Below are 17,795 nucleotides of genomic sequence, written 5' to 3' on the forward strand. Positions count from 1 at the left end.
CGTGCACGTGTTCAACCGGACCAGTCTGCAGGCGGCTGCAGCCCTTGTGTCCATATCCCTGGTGACCGGATGCGGTGTCTTTTCGGACAGTGAATCCGCCGGGGATCAGAGGCTCGTGGTCGGCACGACGAGTTCTCCCTCCACGCTTGATCCGGCCGCGTCCTGGGACAATGCCTGGGAGCTCTTCAGGAATGTCTTCCAGACCCTGGTGAGTTTCCCGACGGGCAGCACGACCCCGCAGTCGGACGCCGCGGACTGCAAGTTCACGGACACCGCCAGCCGGGTCTTCGAGTGCAAGCTCATCGACGGCCTCACGTTCTCCAACGGGCACAAGCTGGACGCCAAGGCCGTGCAGTACTCGATCGAGCGCATCCGCACGATCAACCACAAGGGCGGCCCCAACGGCATGCTCGGCTCCCTCGACAAGATCGAGACCGTCGGCGACAGCACGGTCGTCTTCCGCCTCAACAAGTCGGACGCCACCTTCCCGTTCGTCCTCGCCACCCCCGCCATGTCCATCGTGGACCCGGCCGACTACCCGGCCGACCGGCTCCGCTCCAAGGACGGCAAGGTCACCGGCTCGGGCCCGTACACCCTCGACGCGTACACCGAGGGCGAGTCGGCCGAGCTGACGAAGAACCCCACGTACAAGGGGTTCGCCACCCTGAAGAACGGGGGGGTGACCATCAAGTACTTCAAGGAGTCCGAGGCGATGGTCACGGCGCTCCGGAAGAAGGAGATCGACGCCACCTACCGCGGCCTCACCGCCGAGGAGGTCGTCTCCCTCCAGGACGACAAGCCCGAGAACCAGGGGCTCCAGCTCGTCGAGTCGACCGGCGCCGACATCCGCTACCTCGTCTTCAACACCCAGGACCCCTCGGTCGCCAAGCTCCCCGTCCGCAAGGCCATCGCCCAGCTCGTCGACCGCGAGGAACTGGTCAGCAGGGTCTACCAGGGCACCGCCGAACCCCTGTACTCCATGGTGCCCAAGGGCATCGCGGCCCACACCACCAAGTTCTTCGACCGCTTCGGCACGCCCAGCGTCGAGAAGGCCACCGAGCTCCTCCGCGAGGCCGGCATCGACAAGCCCGTCAAGCTGACCTTCTGGTACACCACGGACCGCTACGGCTCCTCGACGGCCGCCGAGTTCGCCGAACTCAAGCGGCAGCTGGAGGAGTCCGGGCTCTTCGAGGTCACCCTGAACGGCAAGCCCTGGACGGAGTTCCAGGCGGCCTACCAGAAGGGCGAGTACCCGGTCTTCGGCCGAGGCTGGTTCCCCGACTTCCCGGACCCGGACAACTTCGTCGCGCCCTTCGTGGGCAAGGAGAACGTCCTCGGCACGCCCTACCTGAGCCCCCGGATCACCAACGAGCTCCTCCCGAAGTCCCGCCGCCAGAGCGACCGCGGGACTGTCACGGACGAGTTCGTGGCGGCCCAGGAGATCCTGGTCCAGGACGTCCGGCTGCTGCCCCTGTGGCAGGGCAAGCTCTACATCGCGGCCCGTGAGGACATCGGCGGCGGCGAGCGCGCTCTCGACCCGCAGACGGTCATGCAGATGTGGGAGCTGCACCGCCGGGCCAGCTGGTAGGCGGACGCCGGTGAGGACCTGCGGGGGCCGCTGTCAGTGGCCCCCGGTAGGTTCTGGGACGTAGACAGGAACGTCCACCGGAGGTTGTTGACCGTGACCGACACCAGCATGCTGCCCGAGTCCTGGCGGGGTGTTCTCGGCGAGGAGCTGCAGAAGCCGTACTTCGAGCAGCTCACCGAGTTCGTCGAGGAGGAGCGCGCCAAGGGACCGGTCTTCCCCCCGAAGGACGAGGTGTTCGCCGCCCTCGACGCCACCCCGTACGACAAGGTGAAGGTCCTGATCCTCGGTCAGGACCCCTACCACGGCGAGGGCCAGGGCCACGGCCTCTGCTTCTCGGTCCGCCCCGGCGTGAAGACCCCGCCCTCCCTGCGGAACATCTACAAGGAGATGAACGCCGAGCTCGGCCTGCCGATCCCGGACAACGGCTACCTGATGCCGTGGGCCGAGCAGGGCGTCCTCCTGCTCAACGCCGTGCTGACCGTCCGCTCCGGCGAGGCGAACTCGCACAAGGGCAAGGGCTGGGAGAAGTTCACGGACGCGGTGATCACCGCGGTCGCCTCGCGTCCCGACCCGGCCGTCTTCGTCCTGTGGGGCAACTACGCGCAGAAGAAGCTGCCCCTCATCGACGAGGAGCGGCACGTGGTGGTGAAGGGCGCCCACCCCTCGCCCCTGTCGGCGAAGAAGTTCTTCGGGTCGCACCCCTTCACCCAGATCAACGAGGCCGTGGCGGCGCAGGGCCACGAGCCGATCGACTGGCGCGTCCCGGACCTCGGCTGAGCCTCGGCCCGATCGGGGCCGGGTGCGGCTAGCGTCGGCCCTCCCAGTGGTGATCTTGTGGAGGTCGCGGTGACCGAGCAGCAGCAGGTGTCGGACGACGGGGTCATGACCAGGATCGGGCAGGCCCTGATGCTGCTCCACGGCGGCGACCGCGAGGAGGCCCGCAACCGCTTCGGGCTGCTCTGGCAGCAGATCGGCCCGGACGGGGACCCCCTGCACCGCTGCACCCTCGCGCACTACATGGCGGACACCCAGGACGACCCCGACACCGAGCTGGCCTGGGACCTGCGGGCGCTGAGCGCGGCCGAGGACCTCACGGACGAGCGGCTCGCCGCGCACGACGCCTCGGCCGCAGTTCGCGCCCTGTACCCCTCGCTCCACCTCAACCTGGCCGCCGACTACGCCAAGCTCCACCGGCCCGATGCCGCACGCGCCCATCTGGACCGGGCCCGCGCGGCGGCGGAGCACCTCGACGACGACGGCTACGGGAGCGGGGTGCGGGCCGCGATCGGGCGCCTGGAGTCGCGGCTGCGGGCGGAGTGACGGCCCGCCGGCCGCCCACGGCCGGCCCGCTCGGCCCCGTACCCCCGGCTCACCGGCCGTACGGGGCGGGGCAGATTCCCGGGCCGCCGCCGGGGCCCAGGGCCCCGTACCGCTCGCCCAGCGCGCAGACGTCGGACGGGGAGAGCGGGGGCCTCACCGACGGCTCCACCGCCCGGGGCGGCCCGGTCGGCGCGGACGGGCCGGTCGAGGCGGCCGGTCCGGGCCGGTCCGGCCGGACCGGCGGACGCGGGTCTTCGCGCCGGGTCGGTACGACACCGGGGCGCGGCGCCTGCGGGAGCGCCGGGGCCGCCGACCGCCGCTGCCGCTCGGCCGCGGAGGTCGCGCGGGGCGCGGCGGACGGCGGGGGAGCGGGGAGCGCCGCTTCGAGGGCCTCACGGGCCGGGCCGTCGACGATCTGCGGCGCGACGCCCTTCCCGGTGCGTACGGGCTCCGCCGCCGGAGCGGGGACGGGGGCGGGCGCCGTCGGCGCGCCCACCGAGACGCAGCCGGTCAGGGCGGCCATCGCGGCCCCTAACAGGATCTTCGCTGTGGTTCGGGTTCCATGCACCCGCGTCACTCTGCTGCTCCGGCGGCGGTCTCCGCGCCCCTACCGGCGGGGAATGCCCCACACGGGTGAGCCGGTGCGCACCCGGCCTTGACCCCGCCGGCCGACCGGACGGCGAGGTGCCGGGACGGCGGGGCGGGGGCGGCCGCCGGTCGAGCCGTCCGGGTCAGTCGCCGGTCGCGCCGTCGATCCGCTCCCGGAGCAGGTCCGCGTGGCCGTTGTGGCGGGCGTACTCCTCGATCATGTGGAGGTAGATCCAGCGGAGGTTGAACTCCTCCCCGCTGTGGCGCTTGCCGACGCCCAGGTCGTCGAGGTCGCGGGTCGCCGCCAGCGTGCGGGCGTGGGCGATCTCGGCCTGCCAGGTGGCGTGTGCCTCCTCGTAGGTGTCCCCCTCCTCGGCGTGGATGTCCCGGTCGAGGTCCTCCTTCGTCGAGTAGATCCAGGGGGCCTCCTCGCCGGCCAGGGTGCGGCGGAACCAGCCGCGCTCGACCTCTGCCATGTGCCGGACGAGACCGAGCAGGTTGAGGTCCGACGGCGGGGCGGAAGGGGTGCGCAGCTGGGCGTCGTCGAGCCCCTCGCACTTCCTCGCGAGGGTCGCGCGGTGGAAGTCGAGCCACTGCTCCAGCGCTTCGCGCTCGCCCGAGGTGGTGGACGGCGAGACGCGCGGGACTGTTTCGGTCTGTTCGGTCGTCATGCCGGGCATCGTTCCCCACGATCGCAGGACGACGCCAGCGAATTCACGCCCGCGCGGTCCGGGGCCGGCCCCCGAGCATGCCGCGCAGCAACTCGTCGATCCCGGTCCGCAGTTCCGCGAGGTCCGGCACGGCCGAGTGGAAGGAGCCCGCCGCGCAGGAGAACATCAGCCCCTCGGACCAGGCGATCAGGGAGAGGGCGTGCCGTTCGGGGGCCGTCGAGCCCGCCGCCGCCATCATCGCGGTCAGCGGACCGTGGAACACCGCGCCCGCCCGGTCGAAGAAGCTCCGCAGCTCGGGGCGGCGGGTGGCCTCCAGGGCCAGTTCGTAGCGGGAGACGAGCAGGGGGCGGTGGTCGGTGAGGTAGCGGTGGAGGGCGAGGGCGAGCGCGTCCACGAGCGCGTCCCCGCCGCCGTCCGGACCGGGCATCTCGTGCGGGGTGAGGACCCGGGACTCCAGTTCGACCTGGCGCCGCACGGCCGTCTCCAGGAGGGCCTGGCGGGTGCGGGCGTGGTTGGACGTCGACCCCTGCGGCAGCCCGGCCCGCTCGTCCACGGCGCGGTGGGTGAGGCCGCGCATCCCCCGTTCGACGAGCAGGTCGAGGGCGGCGTCGCCGATCCGTTCGGCACGCGGGGCGGAAGGGTCCGGCGCTGCGGTCATGGAGGACAACCTACTACCGGCCCCTCCCGCCTTCACTACACCTGTAGTACGGTCGTGGTGCCGGGCCCACTACATCTGTAGTCCCCGGTTCGGCGGATTCCCGACCCGAGGGGGCAGTCATGGAACAGCACGGTGCGGAAATGAACCGTGGCGACACCGACACCGACACCGACCGCCCTGACACGAACCGCGCCGACGCCTGCCGCGCCGTCGTCGTCGGGGCCGGGATCGGGGGGCTCACCGCCGCCGTCGCCCTGCACCGGAGGGGCTGGCGGGTCACCGTCCTGGAGCGGGCCGCCGACCTCACCCCCGTCGGAGCCGGCATCGGCCTCGCGCCCAACGCCCAGCGGGCCCTGGACGTCGTCGGCCTCGGCGACCGGGTCCGCGCCCTCGCCGCCTGGCAGGGGGACGGCGGCATGCGGACCCCCGGCGGCCGCTGGCTCGTCCGCACCGACGCGCGGGCCGCCGCCGCGCGCTTCGGCGGCCCCCTCGTCCTCCTCCACCGCGCCACCCTGGTGGAGATCCTCACCTCCGCCCTCCCGGACGGGACCGTGCGGACCGGGACGACCGCCGCGGTGGCGGACCCGGGGGACGACCGCCGCCCGGCCCGCGTCACGGCCCGGAGCGACCGGGGGGAGACGGAGTGGGAGGCCGAACTCGTCCTCGCCGCCGACGGCATCCACTCCGCGACCCGGCGGGCGCTCTTCCCCGGCCACCCCGGCCCCCGCTACTCCGGCCGCACCAGCTGGCGGGTGGTCGTCCCCGCCCCCCGGCGGCCCTTCGCGCCGCACGAGACCTGGGGCGCCGGACGGCTGTGGGGCACCCAGCCGCTCAAGGACGGCCGGGTCTACGCGTACGCCATGGCCACCGCCCCCGAGGGAGCCCGCGCGCCCGACGACGAGAAGGCCGAACTCCTGCGCCTCTTCGGGGACTGGCACCACCCGGTGCCCGAGGTCCTCGCCGCCGTCGGACCCGACCGGGTCCTGCGGCACGACGTGCACCACCTGATCACCCCGCTGCCCGCCTACCACCGGGGCAGGGTGGCCCTCCTCGGGGACGCCGCGCACGCGATGACGCCGTCCCTCGGCCAGGGCGGGAACCAGGCCATCGAGGACGCCGTCGTCCTCGCCCACCACGTCGGCGCCGGAGACGGGTTCGCGCCGAGCCGCGCGCTCGCCGCCTACACCGCGGACCGGCTGCCGCGCACCACCGCCGTCGTCCGCAAGTCCGCCCGCACCGGAGCGCTCACGATGCTCTCCGCCCGCCCGGCCGTCGCCCTGCGCTCGGCCCTCGTCGGCGCGGCCTCCCGCCTCGGACCCGGGTTCCTCCTGCGGGGCTTCGACGGCATCGCCGACTGGCGCCCGCCCGGCGGCCCCGGCCGTCCCGCGTAAGCTGACCGGCGCGAACGGCCCGTACGAGCGGGGCCGGCGAACGACGACAAGGGAGACCCCCGTGAAGGTTGGCTGCATCGGACTCGGCGACATCGCGCAGAAGGCCTACCTTCCCGTCCTCGCCACCCTCCCCGGCGTCGAACTGCACCTGCAGACCCGCACCCCCGCCACGGTGGAGCGGGTCGCCGACACCCTGCACCTGTCCGCCGACCGGCGCCACACCGACCTCGACGGGCTGCTCTCCGCCGGACTCGACGCGGCCTTCGTGCACGCCTCGACCGCCGCGCACGCCGAGATCGCCGAGCGGCTCCTCGACGCCGGCGTCCCCACGTACGTCGACAAGCCCCTCGCCTACGAGTACGCCGACTCCGAGCGGATCGTGGAGCTCGCGGAGAAGCGCGCGGTCTCCCTCGCCGTCGGCTTCAACCGGCGCCTCGCGCCGAGCTACGCCCAGTGCCTGGAGCACCCGCGCGACCTGATCCTGCTCCAGAAGAACCGGATCGGTCTGCCCGAGGACCCCCGCACGCTGGTGCTCGACGACTTCATCCACGTCGTCGACACCCTGCGCTTCCTGCTGCCCGGCGAGATCGAGCACGTCGACGTGCGGGCCCGGATCCGCGAAGGCCTGATGCACCACGTGGTGCTCCAGCTCTCCGGCGAAGGTTTCACCGCCATCGGCATGATGAACCGGATGAACGGCTCCACCGAGGAGGTCCTGGAGGTCTCGGGCCAGGACACCAAGCGCCAGGTCCTCAACCTCTCCGACGTCGTCGACCACAAGGGCCAGCCGACCGTCCGCCGGCGCGGCGACTGGGTGCCCGTGGCCCGGCAGCGCGGCATCGAGCAGGCGGTGCTCGCCTTCCTCGACGCGGTCCGCGAGGGCCGGGTGCTCAGCGCCCGCGACGCCCTGCTGACCCACGAGCTGTGCGAGCGCGTCGTACGGGAGTCCCTGGCGCAGGCGTCCTGACGGCCCGCCCCCTCGGAGGGCCCGTCAGCCCGCCGACTCGCCCGCGTGCGGGCTCAGGACGTCCGTGCCCACCAGGACGAACAGCAGGATGCCGAGCAGGATCCGGTAGATCACGAAGGGCATGAAGCTCTTGGTGGTGATGAACTTCATGAACCACGCGATGACGGCGTATCCCACCACGAAAGCGACGATCGTCGCGAAGATGGTCGGGCCCCAGGAGACGTGACCCTCGCCCGCGTCCTTCAGTTCGTACGCGCCCGAGGCGAGGACCGCCGGGATCGCGAGGAGGAAGGAGTAACGGGCCGCCGCCTCGCGGGTGTAGCCCATGAGCAGGCCGCCGGAGATCGTCGCGCCCGAGCGGGAGACGCCGGGGATCAGGGCCATCGCCTGGCAGACGCCGTAGATCAGGCCGTCCCGCACCCCGAGGTCCTTGAGCGTCTTGCGTTCGCGGATCGCCCGGTGGCGGCCGCCGATCTCGTCCCGGGCGGCCAGCCGGTCCGCGACGCCCAGGACGACGCCCATGACGATCAGGGTGGTGGCGATGAGCCGCAGGTCCCGGAACGGGCCCTCGATCTGGTCCTTGAGCGTGATGCCGAGGACGCCGATCGGGATCGAGCCGATGATCACCAGCCAGCCCATCTGGGCGTCGTGGTCGGACCGCATCGACTTGTCGGTGAGGGAGCGGAACCAGGCCGAGACGATCCGCGCGATGTCCTTGCGGAAGTAGATCAGGACCGCCGTCTCCGTGCCGATCTGGGTGATCGCGGTGAACGCCGCCCCCGGGTCGTGCCAGCCGGCGAACGCCGCCGTGAGGCGCAGGTGCGCGCTGGAGGAGATGGGGAGGAACTCCGTCAGCCCCTGGACGAGTCCCAGGATGAACGATTCGAACCAACTCATGGGGCCAGGGCCGTCCCGTTTTGTACGTGTGTGGTCAGAAGGTCGTGCGCAGCGTACCGTCCCGAGGTGAAGAATCCCCCGACAGAGGATGTACGCGAGGTAGCGCCCGCCGTATCTCCCGGGAGGCCTCCGGCAAACCTCAGCGGGCGCTGCCCGCCAGTTCCGGTTCGGGCGTGTCGTCCCGCGCGGGGACCGGTGCCCGCAGGCCGTGCCGCTTGCGCCAGGCCACCACCGCGCCGCCGATCCCCGACAGGACGATGAAGCCCGCGGAGAAGAGGAAGGCCGGCGAGTCCGGCGAACCCGCCTGGGCGCCCGCCACCACGTACGCCGCCGTGTTCGGGACCGTGCCGATCCCCGTCGCCAGGAGGAACGGCACGTACTTCATCCGGGAGACCGCCGCGCAGTAGTTGGCCGCCGCGAACGGCACCCCGGGGAACAGCCGGATCGCCAGCATCGAACGGAACCCGTGCCGGCTCAACTGCCCGTCCGCCGCCGTGAGCAGACGGCCCCGCAGCAGCGGCCGCAGCGCGTCCTGGCCCAGGTAGCGGCCGAGGGTGAACGAGATCCCGGCGCCGAGCACCGTCCCCGCGACCGCCCCCGTCAGACCGGCGGCCGAGCCGAAGAGCGCGCCCGCCGCCAGGTTCAGGACCGGACGCGGCACGAAGGCCGCCGTGCACACCCCGTACGCCAGGGCGAACAGCAGCACCGCGCCGGCGCCGCTCGTCCGCGGCGGCCAGCCCGAGGCCAGCAGGCGCTGCGGTTCGTAGAGCACCACGAGGGTGGCCGCCGTGAGCAGCAGCAGCGCGAGCAGCGCGAGCCGCGAGCGGGGAGCGAGGAGGACCCGGGAACAGCGGACGGCGAGGGAGCCCGGCGGCCGGGGGGCGGGAGCGAGCATTCGGGGAGAGTAACGGACGGATGTGTAGGAGCGCCGTAATGTGCGTCATGTCCGTCCGGACCGGATTCCGGAGCACACCACGACCGAGGGGCCCTCATGACGACCGATCCCGTGTCCGGGGGAGCGCCGATCCGGAGGGCCCCGGCGACCGGACCCGTATCCGGGGAAGCCCCGGCCCGGAGGCTTCCGGCGGCCGACCCCGTGCCCGGTGAAGTCCCCGGCAGCGCCCTCGCCGACACCGTCCTCGAACGGCTCACCGCCGTCTATCCCGCCGCCGGGAACCCCTTCCGGGCGCAGGAGATGGTCGCGTACATGAAGGGCGTCGCGCCCTTCCTCGGGGTGCGGACGCCCGAGCGCCGGGCCCTGTCCCGGACCGTCCTCGACGGCACCCCGCGTCCCGACGAGGACGACTGCGCGGCGATCGCCCTGCGCTGCTTCGCGCTGCCCGAGCGCGAGTACCACTACTTCGCCGTCGACTACCTCCGCCGCCACGTGCGGCGCTGCTCCTCCGGCTTCCTGCCCGTCGCCCGCCGCCTCGTCACCACCGTCTCCTGGTGGGACACGGTCGACCACCTCGCCGCCCACGTCGTCGGCGGCCTGGTCGCGGCCGACCCCGCCCTCGCCCCCGCGATGGACGCGTGGATCGACGACGAGGACCTGTGGGTCGCGCGCACCGCCCTCCTCCACCAGCTCCGCTTCAAGGGGGACACCGACGCGGACCGCCTCTTCGACCACTGCCTGCGCCGCGCCGACCACCCCGACTTCTTCGTCCGCAAGGCGATCGGCTGGAGCCTGCGCGAGTACGCCAAGACCGCCCCCGCCGAGGTCCGCGCCTTCGTCACCGCCCACGGCGCCCGGCTCTCGCCCCTCTCCGTACGTGAGGCCCTCAAGAACCTCACCCCGCCCGCCGGCCTCCCCAACCGCCGTCCCGGAACGGGGACATGACAGGGGAGGCGGAGAAGCGGACGGCACCCGCGCCGAAGGGCCGGCCCCGCACCGTCACAATGGGACCGTGAACGAGCACATCCCCGTCGTCCGCGAGGTCGACCAGGGCACCGCGCGCCTCATGCCCGACGTGGACCGGGAGCGGGCCTGGCTCCTGACGGTCGACGGCGCCCCCCAGTCGTACGTCGACCTCGACGACCCGGCGTACCTGGAGTTCGAGTACGCGCGCCGGCTCGCCCACGTCGTCGACGGCGCGGCCGGCGAGGGCGAGCCGCTGGACGTCCTGCACCTGGGCGGCGGGGCGCTCTCGCTGCCCCGGTACGTCGCCGCCACCCGGCCCGGCTCGCGCCAGGACGTCGTGGAGGCGGACCGCGGTCTGCTCGCCCTGGTCGCGGAACACCTGCCGCTGCCCGAGGGGTCCGGGACCACCGTGCACGGCGCGGACGCCCGGCGCTGGCTGGAGGCGGCCCCCGCCGCCTCGGCCGACCTGATCGTCGGCGACGTCTTCGGCGGCTCGCGCGTCCCCGCCCACCTCACCTCCGTCGAGTACGCGCGCGAGGTCCGGCGCGTCCTGCGGCCCGGCGGCGTCTACGCCGCCAACCTGGCCGACGGCGCCCCCTTCGCCTTCCTCCGCTCCCAGCTCGCCACCTTCGCCGCGGTCCTCCCCGAGCTCGCGCTCGTCGCCGAACCGGGCGTCCTGCGCGGCCGCCGCTTCGGCAACGCCGTCCTGGTCGCCTCCGACCGCGCGCTCGACACCGCCCGCCTCGCGCGCCGGGCCGCGGCGGACGCCTTCCCCGCGCGCGTGGAGCACGGGGACGCGCTCGCCCGGTTCACCGGGGACGCGGAGCCGGTCGTGGACGCCGGGGCCGTGCCGTCACCCGTTCCCCCGGACGGCGCCTTCGGCATCGGCTGAGCGGGGCCCCGGCACGGCCGGGAGCTCCTTCCCGGTGGGCTCGACGGGCGCGTGCGGACGCCTGGTCAGGTTCCGCACGTCCGGCACCAGCAGGACGAGGGCGGTGACGACCACCATCAGTGCCGCCGCGCCCCACAGCGCCCCGCTCCGGCCGAACGCGTCCTCCGCCGGGCCCGTGAGCGCCGTCGTCAGCGGCAGCAGGGCCGTCGAGCCGAACCAGTCGTAGGCGGAGACCCGGGACAGCTTCTCCTCCGGGATCTCCTGGTGCATCGCCGTCATCCACGAGACGCCGAAGACCTCCAGCGCCACGCCGCTCACGAACATCGCGACCGCCAGGCCGCTCGCGGACAGCGGCACCGCGAGCGCCGCCGAGGGCAGCGCGATCGGGAAGACGCACAGCGTCCCGACGAACAGCATCCGGCGCGGCTTCCACCGGGTCATCAGGATCGCGCCGACGACCGTCCCCACCCCGTACGCGGCGAGCGCGAAGCCCCAGGGGCGCGCGCCGCCCAGCTCCTCCCGGGCGACCAGCGGTCCGTACACCGCCTCGACCGCTCCGATCAGGCCCACCACCACGGAGAACTGGGCGACGATCGACCACAGCCACGGCCGGCCGGCGAACTCCCGCCAGCCCTCCCGCAGGTCGGAGAGGAGCCCGCCGCCGGGGGCGCGCTCGGGGACGCCCCTCACGTCCAGGAAGGCGCGCAGCCCGCCCGCGACGGCGAAGGCGACGGCGTCGACCACGAGGACCCAGCCGGGTCCGACGAACGCGACGAGCGCGCCGCCGAGCGCGGCGCCGCCGATGGAGGCGCCGTGCATCGCCATCCGGAAGACGGCGAACGCCCGGCTCGCCTGCTCCCCGCTGACGGTGGCCATGAGCATGCCCTCGGCCGCCGGGTTGAAGAAGGCCTGGCCGGTGCCGCAGAGCGCGGTGAGCACCATCATCTGCCAGATGCGGGCCTCGCCCGAGAGGACGAGGGCGGCGAAGACGGCCTGCGACACGCAGTTGAGGACGTTGGCGGCGACCATCACCCGGTGCCGGGGCAGCCGGTCGGCGACGGCGCCGCCGACGAGCAGGAAGAGGACGAGCGGCAGGAAGCGCGCCATCGCCACGAGGCCCACGTCGCCCGCGTCGCCGCCGGAGTCGAAGACCGCCCAGACGGTGGCGATCAGGGCGCCGTGCGTGCCGAGGTTGGTCACGACCGTGGCGGCGGTCAGCAGGAGGTAGTTGCGCCCGGCCCACTCGGGGCGGCGGGAGCGGGGAGGGGCGGGGGAGTCGGCGGGTGAGGTCACCCCGGGACTATCCCCGGCGTCCGGCCGAAGTGCCAAACCGATATGCGGACGGGCCGCGGCACCGGCCACCGGGACGCCGGGTCCCGGTGGCCGGAGCGGTCACGCTTCCCCCGTCGCCGCCGTCACGAGCCCTCGGCGGTCACGGGCACTCCGCCGTCACGACGCCTCCGCCGTCACGGCTCTTCGGCGGTCACGATCCCCCGCCCTCACGAGTTCCGGGCGTCACAAGTCCCGGGCGTCACGAGTCCTCGGCGAGCCGGACCGTGGAGAGGATCTGCTGGATCGTAGCGTCCGGCAGTTCGTCGGTGACGCCGTCGGCCCCGTTGAGGACCCAGGTCGAGAAGTCGTTCTTCGCGTTCTTGAAGGTGAAGGCGATCGCCTTGCCGTCCGACTCGCACTTGTTGCGCTTCTTGACACCCGTGGCCGTGGCCGTCGACACGCTGCCGGTGAGACCGGACTTCGTCGTGTACGGGACGGCCTTGGTGATCTTGATGCTCTCCCGCGGCATGTGCTGCGCGTAGCCGCCCCACACCCACGTACCGGCCTCGTTGTACGCGGCCTCCCCGGTGTTCTTGGCGCCCTGGCCGCCCTTGGTGCCGGCCGACGCCAGGCTCCAGGACTCCTCGCTGCCGTTCTTGTCGGTGTCGTAGGTGCACCACTTGCCCTTGAGGTGCGTGGGCCCGGACATCGTGACGAGCGGGCTGCCGTCGCCCTTCTTCTCGTCCTCCAGGAAGCTGATCGTCCCGGGCTTCGACACCTCCCACTCCGGCGGTACGTCGAAGAGGGTGCCGTACTTCGGGTTGTGGACGACCTTCCAGCCGGGGATCGTCGGCTGCCGCGCGGCGTCGTCGCGCGGGTTGTCGAGGCCGGACGACTGGCTCGGCTCGGGGATCGCCGACGGGTCCGCGGGGGCGGTGGCCGACGCGGACGGCTTCGGGTCGGCGGCGGTCGGGTCCCCGTCGTCCTTGCCGAACACCAGGAAGGCGGTGACGCCGGTCGCGGCGACCACGGCGGTCGCGGCGACGATCGCCACGAGCGCCGTCTTCTTCTTCCCGCCGGGGCCGCCCGGACCGCCGGACTGCCCCGGAACCGCGTACTGCTGCGGCACGGTCGGCTGCTGGTACGGGTTCGGCTGCCCCGGCTGCGGGCCGTACCCCTGCTGCGGGTACCCCGGCGGGACCGGCGGCTGCTGACCGTACCCCGGCTGCGGCTGCGGATGACCCGGCTGCGTCGGCGGCTGCTGCGGGTACCCGGGCTGGGCCGGCGGCTGCTGGTACGGGTTCGGCTGCTGGTACCCCGGCTGCTGGTACGGGTTCTGACTCTGGTCCTGCGGGTTCTGCTCGCCCCCGGGCGGCTGCTGTCCTGGCCACATGGCCAGTAACCATAGAGGTGCGGGGGCCGTCCGGCCACGCCCGCCCCCGGCGAGGAGAGGCCGGAGGGAGGCCGCGGGGCGCGCGCGGGGTATGGCCAAGGCTGCTACTCGCGGGTAACATCACGCTCCATGAGCGCAGACCAGATGACCGTCGGCGAGATGCTCGCCGCGACGGTTCCCATGGCCGGGACCCTGAACCTGGAGTTCCTGGAGACCACCGCCGAGCGCGCCGTCGTGCGCCTGCCGGACCAGCCCGCCTACCACAACCACGTCGGCGGCCCGCACGCCGGAGCGATGTTCACGCTCGCCGAGTCCGCCAGCGGCGCCATCGTGCTCGCCGCCTTCGGCGACCAGCTCAGCCGCGCGGTCCCGCTCGCCGTCAAGGCCGAGATCGGCTACAAGAAGCTGGCCATGGGCGCCGTCACGGCCACCGCCACCCTGGGCCGCCCCGCCGCCGAGGTCGTCGCCGAACTCGACGCCGGACAGCGCCCGGAGTTCCCGGTGCGGATCGACATCACCCGCGAGGACGGCGCCGTGACCGGCGAGATGACCGTCGTCTGGACCCTCCGCCCGAACGCCTGAGCTGGCGGCCCGGGACACCGCGCCTCCGCCCCCGCACCCCTCCCGGTGCGGGGGCGGAGGCGTTCCCGGCACCGGGTAAGGGCCGGGTAGGCTTCCCCGGCGTGCCCGCCGAGGTGCACGACGGCGCCACGGCCCCCGACCACGGGCCGGGCGCGACAGGGGAGCCGAAACGGGAGGAAGCCGCGTTGCACGTCCAGGAGTGGCTGGAGACGATCCCCCCGATCGCCGTGTACACCCTCGTGGGGGTGGTGATCGGACTGGAGAGCCTGGGCATCCCGCTGCCCGGCGAGATCGTCCTCGTGAGCTCCGCGCTGCTCGCCTCGCAGCACGGCGACATCAACCCCTACGTGCTCGGCGCCTGCGCCACCGCCGGCGCGATCATCGGGGACTCGATCGGCTACGCCATCGGCCGCAAGGGCGGCAGACCGCTGCTCGCCCGGCTGGAGAGGAAGTTCCCCAAGCACTTCAGCGAGGCCAACATCGCCCTCGCGGAGAGCTCCTTCCAGAAGTGGGGCATGTGGGCGGTCTTCTTCGGCCGCTTCGTCGCCCTCCTGCGCATCTTCGCCGGACCGCTGGCGGGCGTGCTGCACATGCCGTACTGGAAGTTCCTCGTCGCCAACGTCTTCGGCGGCATCCTGTGGGCCGGCGGCACCACGGCCGTCATCTACTCGGTCGGGATCGTCGCCGAGGCCTGGCTGAAGCGCTTCTCCTGGCTCGGGCTCGTCCTCGCCGTCCTGATCGGCCTCACCTCGATGCTCGTGCTCAAGAACCGCGCCAAGAAGGCGGCCGCGGAACGGGCCGCCGCCCCCGCCGAGCCGCAGCCGGAACAGGCTCCGGTCCCGGTGGCGGACTGAGCGCCTCCCGTACGGCGCGGAGGGCGGCACCCCGACCGGGTGCCGCCCTCCGTCCGTTCCCGCGCACGGGACGCGCTCACTCCCCGAAGGCCTCCGCGTGGCCCTTGGCCAGGTGCAGGTACATCTCGGCGTTGAGCCGGATGCCGGCCAGCTCCTCCGCGGTCAGCGGGCGGCGCACCTTCGCCGGGACGCCCGCGACCAGCGAGCCCGGCGGGACCTCCATGCCCTGCGGGACGAGCGCCTGGGCGGCGACGAGCGACCCGGCGCCGATCCGGGCCCCGTTGAGGACCGTGGCGCCCATGCCGACGAGCACGTCGTCCTCGATGACGCAGCCGTGCACGGTCGCGTTGTGGCCGACGGTCACCCGGGCCCCGATCGAGACGGGGAAGCCGGGGTCGACGTGGACCGTGCAGTTGTCCTGGACGTTGGAGTCCTCGCCGATCTCGATCGGACCGCAGTCCGCCCGCAGCACCGTGTGGTACCAGACGCTCGCGCGGGCGCCGAGGGTCACCTCGCCGAGGACCACCGAGGTCGGGGCGGTGAAGGCCGTCGGGTCGATCCGCGGCTCCTTGCCGCCCACGCCCTTGATCAACGCCTCTGTCATGGTTCTTCGCTCCTGATCGTCAGCCGTCGTGTCGCGCCCGGGGGTGCCCCCGCGCCGCAGCCTATGCCGCGCCCATGACGGACATCACAGCGCACGGCGGTGATCGGGCGCGACGGCGCCGACTACCGTGGCCGGGTGCCCAGGAACAGAAACACGTTCTCATCCCTCGCCGCCTGGCGGCGCAGGGTCGTCGCGCACGCCCTCCAGGGCGGCTGGCGCTGGGTGCAGCAGGCCGGCGCCGTCACCGCCGAGCACCAGGGGAGACTGCGCTTCCGCCGGCTCGGCGAGGGCACCCGGCTCGCCTTCCCGCAGGGCACGGTCTTCGGCGAGCGGTGGATCGAGATCGGCGCGTGCTGCATCGTCGCCGAGCAGGTCACGCTGACGGCCGGGATGCTGCCGGGCCTCGACCTCGGGACGGAGACGGTCCTGACCCTCGGCGACGGGGTCGTCCTCGGCCGGGGCAGCCACGTGATAGCCGACGCGAAGGTGACGATCGGCTCGGACACGTACTGCGGCCCGTACGTCTACATCACCTCGACGAACCACAGCTACGACGACCCGGACGAGCCGGTCGGCCGCCAGTGGCCCCGCTCGGCACCGGTCTCCATCGGCCCCGGCTGCTGGCTCGGCACGGGCGCGGTGGTCCTGCCCGGTGCGCGCCTCGGCCGCAACGTGGTCGTCGCGGCCGGCGCGGTGGTGCGCGGCGAGGTCCCGGACCACTCGGTCGTGGCCGGCGCCCCGGCGAAGGTGGTCCGCAGCTGGGACCCGGAGAACGGCTGGCAGCCCCCGCTCCGCACCCCCGCCCCCGTCCCGATCCCGGAGCACGTCACCCCGGAGCAGCTCGCGGCGCTCGCGCAGTGGGAGGTCGAGCAGGCGGGCACGGCGGCGTCCTGAGGGGCCTGTCCGCACGCCCCCGCCCGTACTCCGAGACGACACCCCGTCCGTACTCCGAGCGCCCGTACTCCGAGACGACGCCCCGTCCGCCCGGCGCCGGTTGTTAGCGTGACGGACATGCGCGCACCCATCGGAGACTTCACCGACGCCCGGCCCGCCCCGGACAGCCTCGACCTCCTGACCGGCCCCGTCGCCGACGCCGTCCGCGCCTGGGCGGGACCCGTCCCGGCCGACCAGGTGCTCTACGTCGACACCGACCCGGCCATCGCCGACACCGCCGTCTTCGTCGAGCACCACGGCGCCGGCCTCCTCGACGCCTCCGCGAACTGCGTGGTCGTGGCGGCCAGACGGGGCGGCGACACGACCCTCGCCGCCTGCGTCGTCGGCTCCGCCACCCGCGTCGACGTCAACGGGGTGGTGCGCCGTCACCTCGGCGCCCGCAAGGCCTCGTTCGCCCCGATGGACACGGCCACCGGCGAGAGCGGCATGGAGTACGGCGGCATCACCCCCGTCGGCCTCCCCGCCGCCTGGCCGCTCCTCGTGGACGCCGCCGTCGTCGACATGCCCTGGGTCCTCGTCGGCAGCGGCCGCCGCCGGGGCAAGCTCATCCTGCCGGGCAAGGCCCTCGGCCAATTGCCCGGCGCGGTCGTCCTGGAGGGCCTCGGCGTCCCCGTGGCCCGGGAGTCCTAGGGCGTGTCCTGCGGATCAGGGTCGGGTAGGACGCGGCGTCTGGTGCGGCGCCTTGCGAGGTGCCGTGCCGGGCGTCGCGGCCCCGGCCATGATCCGCAGGAAACGCCCTAGCCCAGGCGCGGGATCTCGATCGCGGGGCAGCGGTCCATCACCATGTCGAGGCCCGCCTCACGGGTACGGGCGAAGGCGGCCTCGTCGATCACGTCGAGCTGGAACCAGACCGCCTTGGCGCCGATCGCCACGGCCTCGTCGGCGACCCCGCCCGCCAGCTCGCCGTTCACGAAGACGTCGACGACGTCGACCGGGAACGGGACGTCGGCGAGGGACGCGTAGCCCGGCTCGCCGTGGACCGTCTCCGCCTTCGGGTGGACCGGGACGATCCGCTTCCCGAAGCGCTGGAGGACGGCCGCGACCCCGTAGGCCGCCCGCGCCCGGTTGTTCGAGAGGCCCACCACCGCCCAGGTGTCGCCCGTGGACGTCAGGATCCGCCGTACCGCCTCCGGGGCGGAGTACCCGGCGGTACCGGCGGTGGTCGTGCTGTCGGCGCTCATCGTCTCTGCTGCCTCTCCTCGGCGCGGTCCGTCTCCCGGGAGAACGAGCGGCGCCGGGCCGTGATTCCCACCGGCCCCGACCGGCCGCCCGGAGGCGCCGGGCCGGCGGACCGTAGGCTGGT

The 17,795-nt window shown here is 73.5% G+C and carries 20 protein-coding genes; 11 read left to right on the forward strand and 9 right to left on the reverse strand.

Features of this window, described 5'->3' with window-relative positions; all coding sequences use genetic code 11:
• Positions 1–7: 7 nt before the first annotated feature.
• From AB0398_RS05335 to AB0398_RS05345, 3 genes are all read left to right on the forward strand, one after another.
• Positions 8–1,588 (forward strand): ABC transporter substrate-binding protein, encoded by a 1,581-nt coding sequence (locus tag AB0398_RS05335; RefSeq protein WP_366372445.1) that lies wholly within the window; start codon positions 8–10, stop codon positions 1,586–1,588.
• Between the two features lie 93 nt (positions 1,589–1,681).
• Positions 1,682–2,365 (forward strand): uracil-DNA glycosylase, encoded by a 684-nt coding sequence (gene ung / locus AB0398_RS05340; protein WP_366372446.1) that lies wholly within the window; start codon positions 1,682–1,684, stop codon positions 2,363–2,365.
• Between the two features lie 69 nt (positions 2,366–2,434).
• Positions 2,435–2,908, forward strand: coding sequence for a hypothetical protein (locus tag AB0398_RS05345; protein WP_366372447.1), 474 nt, complete (start codon positions 2,435–2,437; stop codon positions 2,906–2,908).
• 49 nt (positions 2,909–2,957) lie between these two features.
• Here AB0398_RS05345 and AB0398_RS05350 read toward each other — a convergent pair whose 3' ends face one another.
• The 3 genes from AB0398_RS05350 to AB0398_RS05360 form a co-directional block, all read right to left on the reverse strand.
• Positions 2,958–3,431: a hypothetical protein gene (locus AB0398_RS05350; RefSeq protein ID WP_366372448.1), complete on the reverse strand. Its 474-nt coding sequence runs from the start codon at positions 3,429–3,431 to the stop codon at positions 2,958–2,960.
• 208 nt (positions 3,432–3,639) lie between these two features.
• Positions 3,640–4,167, reverse strand: a complete 528-nt coding sequence (locus tag AB0398_RS05355; protein ID WP_366372449.1) for a DinB family protein — start codon at positions 4,165–4,167, stop codon at positions 3,640–3,642.
• A gap of 43 nt (positions 4,168–4,210) precedes the next feature.
• On the reverse strand, positions 4,211–4,825 hold the full coding sequence (locus AB0398_RS05360; RefSeq protein ID WP_366372450.1) for a TetR/AcrR family transcriptional regulator: 615 nt from the start codon (positions 4,823–4,825) through the stop codon (positions 4,211–4,213).
• 140 nt (positions 4,826–4,965) lie between these two features.
• On the opposite strand from AB0398_RS05360, the gene AB0398_RS05365 reads away from it, so the two are divergent.
• Positions 4,966–6,216, forward strand: a complete 1,251-nt coding sequence (locus AB0398_RS05365) for an FAD-dependent monooxygenase (protein ID WP_366372451.1) — start codon at positions 4,966–4,968, stop codon at positions 6,214–6,216.
• Between the two features lie 61 nt (positions 6,217–6,277).
• Positions 6,278–7,183: a Gfo/Idh/MocA family oxidoreductase gene (locus AB0398_RS05370; protein ID WP_366372452.1), complete on the forward strand. Its 906-nt coding sequence runs from the start codon at positions 6,278–6,280 to the stop codon at positions 7,181–7,183.
• A gap of 24 nt (positions 7,184–7,207) precedes the next feature.
• Here the strand turns inward: AB0398_RS05370 and AB0398_RS05375 are convergent, their stop codons facing one another.
• Positions 7,208–8,080 carry an undecaprenyl-diphosphate phosphatase gene (locus AB0398_RS05375; RefSeq protein ID WP_366372453.1) on the reverse strand — a complete coding sequence of 291 codons (873 nt, stop codon included), beginning with the start codon at positions 8,078–8,080 and terminating at the stop codon, positions 7,208–7,210.
• 139 nt (positions 8,081–8,219) lie between these two features.
• Positions 8,220–8,975, reverse strand: coding sequence for a TVP38/TMEM64 family protein (locus tag AB0398_RS05380; protein WP_366372454.1), 756 nt, complete (start codon positions 8,973–8,975; stop codon positions 8,220–8,222).
• Positions 8,976–9,071: 96 nt separating this feature from the next.
• Here AB0398_RS05380 and AB0398_RS05385 point away from each other — a divergent pair, with 96 nt between their 5' ends.
• Entirely contained in the window at positions 9,072–9,920 is an 849-nt protein-coding gene (locus AB0398_RS05385; RefSeq protein ID WP_366372455.1) for a DNA alkylation repair protein, read from the forward strand.
• 67 nt (positions 9,921–9,987) lie between these two features.
• Positions 9,988–10,833, forward strand: a complete 846-nt coding sequence (locus AB0398_RS05390) for a fused MFS/spermidine synthase (protein WP_366372456.1) — start codon at positions 9,988–9,990, stop codon at positions 10,831–10,833.
• On the opposite strand, the gene AB0398_RS05395 is transcribed toward AB0398_RS05390, so the two are convergent.
• Together AB0398_RS05395 and AB0398_RS05400 are read right to left on the reverse strand one after the other, a co-directional pair.
• Positions 10,795–12,126 carry an MFS transporter gene (locus AB0398_RS05395; RefSeq protein WP_366372457.1) on the reverse strand — a complete coding sequence of 444 codons (1,332 nt, stop codon included), beginning with the start codon at positions 12,124–12,126 and terminating at the stop codon, positions 10,795–10,797. The two genes, AB0398_RS05390 and AB0398_RS05395, sit on opposite strands and share 39 nt — an antisense overlap.
• A 238-nt stretch (positions 12,127–12,364) precedes the next feature.
• Positions 12,365–13,498: a hypothetical protein gene (locus tag AB0398_RS05400; protein ID WP_366372458.1), complete on the reverse strand. Its 1,134-nt coding sequence runs from the start codon at positions 13,496–13,498 to the stop codon at positions 12,365–12,367.
• Positions 13,499–13,642: 144 nt separating this feature from the next.
• Here AB0398_RS05400 and AB0398_RS05405 point away from each other — a divergent pair, with 144 nt between their 5' ends.
• Together AB0398_RS05405 and AB0398_RS05410 are read left to right on the forward strand one after the other, a co-directional pair.
• On the forward strand, positions 13,643–14,080 hold the full coding sequence (locus tag AB0398_RS05405) for a DUF4442 domain-containing protein (RefSeq protein ID WP_366373002.1): 438 nt from the start codon (positions 13,643–13,645) through the stop codon (positions 14,078–14,080).
• A gap of 185 nt (positions 14,081–14,265) precedes the next feature.
• Positions 14,266–14,934: a DedA family protein gene (locus AB0398_RS05410; RefSeq protein ID WP_366373003.1), complete on the forward strand. Its 669-nt coding sequence runs from the start codon at positions 14,266–14,268 to the stop codon at positions 14,932–14,934.
• A 76-nt stretch (positions 14,935–15,010) separates the two neighbouring features.
• Here the strand turns inward: AB0398_RS05410 and AB0398_RS05415 are convergent, their stop codons facing one another.
• Entirely contained in the window at positions 15,011–15,538 is a 528-nt protein-coding gene (locus AB0398_RS05415; RefSeq protein WP_366372459.1) for a gamma carbonic anhydrase family protein, read from the reverse strand.
• 135 nt (positions 15,539–15,673) lie between these two features.
• On the opposite strand from AB0398_RS05415, the gene AB0398_RS05420 reads away from it, so the two are divergent.
• Positions 15,674–16,432: an acyltransferase gene (locus AB0398_RS05420; RefSeq protein ID WP_366372460.1), complete on the forward strand. Its 759-nt coding sequence runs from the start codon at positions 15,674–15,676 to the stop codon at positions 16,430–16,432.
• A 117-nt stretch (positions 16,433–16,549) separates the two neighbouring features.
• Positions 16,550–17,122 (forward strand): YbaK/EbsC family protein, encoded by a 573-nt coding sequence (locus tag AB0398_RS05425; RefSeq protein ID WP_366372461.1) that lies wholly within the window; start codon positions 16,550–16,552, stop codon positions 17,120–17,122.
• A gap of 107 nt (positions 17,123–17,229) precedes the next feature.
• On the opposite strand, the gene AB0398_RS05430 is transcribed toward AB0398_RS05425, so the two are convergent.
• Positions 17,230–17,673, reverse strand: coding sequence for a CoA-binding protein (locus tag AB0398_RS05430; RefSeq protein WP_366372462.1), 444 nt, complete (start codon positions 17,671–17,673; stop codon positions 17,230–17,232).
• Positions 17,674–17,795 lie beyond the last annotated feature (122 nt).

The sequence above is a fragment of the Streptomyces sp. NPDC086147 genome (assembly GCF_040702165.1).
GTDB lineage: Bacteria > Actinomycetota > Actinomycetes > Streptomycetales > Streptomycetaceae > Streptomyces.